At 70.2% G+C, this 2184-nt stretch carries 1 protein-coding gene; it reads left to right on the top strand.

The features are described 5' to 3' along the window. Positions 1–12 precede the first annotated feature (12 nt). A partial coding sequence (locus ACFPZN_RS55880) for a non-ribosomal peptide synthetase (RefSeq protein ID WP_378293532.1) occupies positions 13–2184 on the top strand: 2172 nt, incomplete at its 3' end.

Raw genomic sequence — 2184 nt, 5'->3', positions numbered from 1 at the left:
GTGTTGGAGCGGGTGCGGGAGGCCGATCTGGCGGCTTTCGCGCATCAGGATCTGCCGTTCGAGCGGCTGGTGGAGGACCTCAACCCCGCCCGTTCGCTGGCACGGCACCCGCTGTTCCAGGTGACCCTGACCCTGCAGAACCTCGCCCAGAACCAGTCGTCGCCCTGGGAACTGCCGGGTCTGCGCGTGCGAGGGCTGGAGTCCAACGAGATGGTCTCGGCGCGCTTCGACCTGTCGATCACGTTCGCCGAGGCGCGCGACGAGTACGGAGTCCCGGCCGGGATGGACGGTGACATCCAGTACGCCGTGGACCTGTTCGATGAGGCCACCGCGCAGGCCTTGGCGGAGCGGTTGGTGCGGGTGCTGGAGCAGGTGGCCGCGGATCCGCGGGTTCGTGTCGGGGATCTGGAGGTGCTGGCGGCCGATGAGCGGTATCGGGTGCTTGAGGGGTGGAACGACACCTCCCGGTCGGTGCGGCGGGGGACGCTCGCGGAGTTGTTCGAGGCTCAGGTGGCGCGTTGCCCGGATGCGGTGGCGGTGGTGTTCGGCGCGGAGGAGTTGACCTATGCCGAGGTGGATACCCGTGCCAACGGGGTTGCGCATGAGCTGATCGCTCGGGGCGTGGGCCCTGAGGATGTGGTCGGCGTGCTGGTGGATCGGTCCGAGGATCTGCCCGTCGTGGTCTTGGGCGTGGCCAAGGCCGGTGCCGCTTACATGCCGATCGACCCGGAGTATCCGCCGGAGCGGATCGGCTTCATGCTGGGTGATGCCCGTCCGGCCGTGGTGGTCTGCACCAGCGCGACCGCGCACCTGGTGAGCGACCGGGAACGTCTGGTCTGGGACGACCCGGCGACCGCGTCGGCACTGGCCGCGGCGCCCTCCGACGCCCCCCGCCGGGCGTCCCTCCGGCCCGACCACCCCGCGTACATCATCTACACCTCCGGCTCCACCGGCCGTCCCAAGGGTGTGGTGGTCACGCATGCGGGTGTGGGGAGTCTGGCGGACTGGCAGGTCGAGCGGTTCGGGGTGGGTGAGGGTTCGCGGGTGCTGCAGTTCGCGGCGTTGGGGTTCGACGCGGCGTTCTGGGAGCTGTGCATGGCTCTGCTGACCGGCTCTGCCCTGGTGCTGGCGGATCCGGATCGGATGCAGAGTGATCTGGAGGGGCTGGTCGGTGAGGCAGGGGTCACGCATGTGACGTTGCCGCCGTCGATGCTGGCGACGGTCGGGGAGTTGCCGGTCTCGCTAGGAACGATCGTGGTCGCGGGCGAGGCGTGCCCGTCGGGTCTGGTGGAGCGATGGTCGGTCGGACGGCGGATGTTCAACGCCTACGGGCCGAGCGAGTCGACGGTCTGCGCGACGATGAGCCCGCCCCTGGACGGTGATGGGGTCGTCTCGATCGGCGGGCCGATCTGGAACACCCAGGTGTTCGTGCTGGACGACCTCCTGCGCCCGGTGCCACCAGGCGTCGTCGGCGAGCTCTACATCGCCGGTCCGGCGCTGGCCCGTGGATATGTCGGGTGGGCCGGGCTGACCGCCGAACGGTTCGTGGCGTGCCCGTTCACCGGTGGTGGCGAGCGCATGTACCGGACCGGTGACCGTGTGCGCTGGACGCCGGCGGGTGAGCTGGTGTTCGCCGGTCGTGCGGACGAGCAGGTGAAGATCCGCGGTTTCCGGGTCGAGCTCGGCGAGATCGAGGCGGTGCTGGCCGGTCACCCGACCGTCGGCCAGGTCGCGGTGGTCGCGCGCGAGGACCGGCCGGAGGTCAAGCGGCTGGTCGCCTACGTCGTCCCGGCCGACGGCCGGTGCGATGAGGGCGCGCTGCGCGACTTCGCGGCGGAACGCCTTCCGGACTACATGATCCCCGCCGCGGTGGTCGTGCTGGACGAACTGCCTGTCACGGTGAACGGGAAGCTGGACCGGGAGGCGCTGCCCGCTCCCGATTTCGCCGGTCCGGTGATGAGCCGTGGTCCGGCGACACCGACCGAAGAGGTCCTGTGCGGCCTGTTCGCCGAGGTCCTCGGCCTGGAGACGGTGGGGGTACAGGACTCCTTCTTCGAGCGCGGCGGGGACTCGCTGCTGGCGATCCGGCTGATCGTCCGGATCCGTGCGGTCCTGGACGTCGAGATCGGCATCCGCGAGCTGTTCGGCGCCCCGACCGTCGCCGAACTGGCCCGAATCCTCGAC

The sequence above is a fragment of the Actinomadura rugatobispora genome, from assembly GCF_042656285.1.
Lineage (GTDB): Bacteria > Actinomycetota > Actinomycetes > Streptosporangiales > Streptosporangiaceae > Spirillospora > Spirillospora rugatobispora.
Note: the sequence above shows the minus strand (reverse complement) of the source record. Positions and strands in the feature narration are given on the sequence as shown.